Genomic DNA, 2,190 nt, shown 5'->3' on the forward strand with positions numbered 1-2,190 from the left:
GTCGATGACTTCTGTCTCGTACATGGACGGCCGGTGGATCAGCCGCGTGTCGTCGCTCCCGTCATCCGCAACGGTGCGCACGCAGCGGGTGCTAATTCCTCAAGAACTCATTTTGGGGCAAGGAATCTATATTCTTCAGTCAATGAGCTCCCCAGCACCTGACGATAACCAGCGCCTCGCCTCGGAACCAATGTAATCCGCCCCTTGACGTCGAAGCTTCCGGCGGATGGTGTTTAGAACAGACTGTGCCCATATGCGAAAAGCTTCCGGCTTCTGAACGAGGTGCTTGTTTGCGTCATAGTACTCTTCGACGAAATAGGCACGCCCCCGCCTCAGCCTGTGCCCATCGTAGAAGCATCGCTGAAACTCGATTACTGGGGAACGCAGCGCATCGATTGACCAGTACCCCTGGGTCGCGACAGGTTGTGTAATTACTAGTTCAACGTCTTCTGGTCTGACAAGGAACAGGTACAACCAGTCCTCGCCAGACTTGTCAGTACCCAACCCACCTAGCCGCTTCACTTCCTCGGACTTAGAACGGCTGTGCAAGACAATGAAAGGTCCGATATGGCCAAGTTCTTCTTCTAGCACCTTTAGATCGCTCGGTAGAAGAACGAAATTCACCTGTTTTCCCATTTTCGCCTCAATTGTATGGATGGAACTCGGGCCGCATTTTGGTGGCCTCCTGAATGTCGTCGAGGGCCGTGGCTTCGCGGGCTACAGGGCTCCCCGCTCCGTAGGGCTGATGGGAGGAGCGGTAGCCCCGGATGAACTCCACCGGAAACAGGCCCGGGACGCTGAAATCCTCCTGGTACAGGACCTCTTCCCCGGTGGCAATGACCACGGGTTTCTTGGTCTTGTTGCTCTTTGCCGGCGTGGCCGTACCCTGTTCAAATGACCGGGACCACCGCATCTTTGCAGCAAGAGATCGTGGCTAATCTATCGAATGATTTACAGCCAAAACGGCTTTGTTGCACAAATCGGTAACCAATTGATTTTAATGGATAAATTTCCCGCCCCAATTTTGGCAAACCGATATAAATCAGTAGCTTAGCTAGGATTTGTGCAACAAAGCCGGTGAGAACCGTACCATCAGGGCTGACCTTTGTAACAATGCGATTCAAAAACCCTGTTCCCTGGGTGCCGGCATGAATTCAACTCGGCTGTTGAGTGCCGTGGTAAATCGCTTCCCGGATTGCGCAGCAGCTTCCGAATAGTAGAACTTAAGACCCTTTACGAGCTGCCCGGTTGAAGCAAGAACTAAATCGGCCCGCGTTGTTGTCTTGAGCACTTTCTTCATTACCTTGGCGAACATCTTACTCATGTCACTGGTATCAGCAAGGCAAGTATTGCATTCCATCTGCGTGTCAGATGATCGGCCAAACTGGATAGTCACCATGTTGTATATGTCGGCTCTGTACAGATCATTCGCGGCCTTGTTGGCAATCGTTACAAAGTCGTCCGCATAGGCTACCTGTCTCTTGCAAGTGACGTGCTGATAGTCCAGCAGTTTGTCAGGCTCGATCTGTTTGAGTGGCTGGGTTCGATCTGCCGTAGCGTAGATGTTGGCGCCAATTGCCTGCACAACTTCCTTGACAAAACCGACAAACTCTTCAGGAGTGCTAAAGACTTCTATCTGCATGATGCTCAAATTCTCCAAATCGGTAGGTAGGCGAGCTACGTCTTCTTGGGTGCCTTCGGCTTCTTCGGGCAATCGTAGGCGCGAAACTCGGTCGGGGTTCCGGTGCTCTCCAAGTCTGCTTTCGCCTTCTGTTCTCGGGGAACGGGTGTCTTGCCATCGGCCGTGGTCTTGCCCACATTGCCATAGTGCAGTTGACCTTGAGGGTCTTCCCAGATGACATCGGGACGGCGAGTGTCCTTGTTACCTCCAGGAGTCGGAACCACCTTCTCTCTTTCAACACCTCCACCCGCGATAATCGTGGATCCTCCCGCTTGCAACTCTTTGCCCCAGTCCTCGATGACCTCATTGTGTTTCCCTTGCCCTTTGGGTTTCGGGCCGCGTTTAGCCAGCCCCAACGGATCCACCCACCCCGTCGAATTCGGAGTGTAGGCATAGAGGTTATTCCCCCCCGCCAGCCCAATCGGGTCCTGGGTGAGATATCGGGCCGTGTCCGGATCGTAATACCGATGCCGGTTGTAATACAGCCCCGTTTCCTCATCTTCGTACTG

Annotated in this window: 4 protein-coding genes; all 4 read right to left on the reverse strand. The window is 53.4% G+C overall.

Annotated features, from left to right (window positions below; all coding sequences use genetic code 11):
* Positions 1–643: 643 nt before the first annotated feature.
* Positions 644–844 carry a DUF6531 domain-containing protein gene (locus tag G474_RS0117630; protein WP_026688109.1) on the reverse strand — a complete coding sequence of 67 codons (201 nt, stop codon included), beginning with the start codon at positions 842–844 and terminating at the stop codon, positions 644–646.
* Between the two features lie 46 nt (positions 845–890).
* Positions 891–1,124: a hypothetical protein gene (locus G474_RS23655; RefSeq protein WP_156919337.1), complete on the reverse strand. Its 234-nt coding sequence runs from the start codon at positions 1,122–1,124 to the stop codon at positions 891–893.
* Entirely contained in the window at positions 1,121–1,714 is a 594-nt protein-coding gene (locus G474_RS0117635) for a hypothetical protein (RefSeq protein WP_211228147.1), read from the reverse strand. The genes G474_RS23655 and G474_RS0117635 overlap by 4 nt, the downstream gene beginning before the upstream one ends.
* Positions 1,678–2,190: RHS repeat-associated core domain-containing protein (locus G474_RS22295; protein WP_169729547.1), on the reverse strand; the 513-nt coding region annotated here is incomplete at its 5' end. The genes G474_RS0117635 and G474_RS22295, both read right to left, overlap by 37 nt.

Origin of the sequence: Azovibrio restrictus DSM 23866 (genome assembly GCF_000429665.1) — a bacterium.
GTDB classification, from domain to species: Bacteria; Pseudomonadota; Gammaproteobacteria; order Burkholderiales; family Rhodocyclaceae; genus Azovibrio; species Azovibrio restrictus.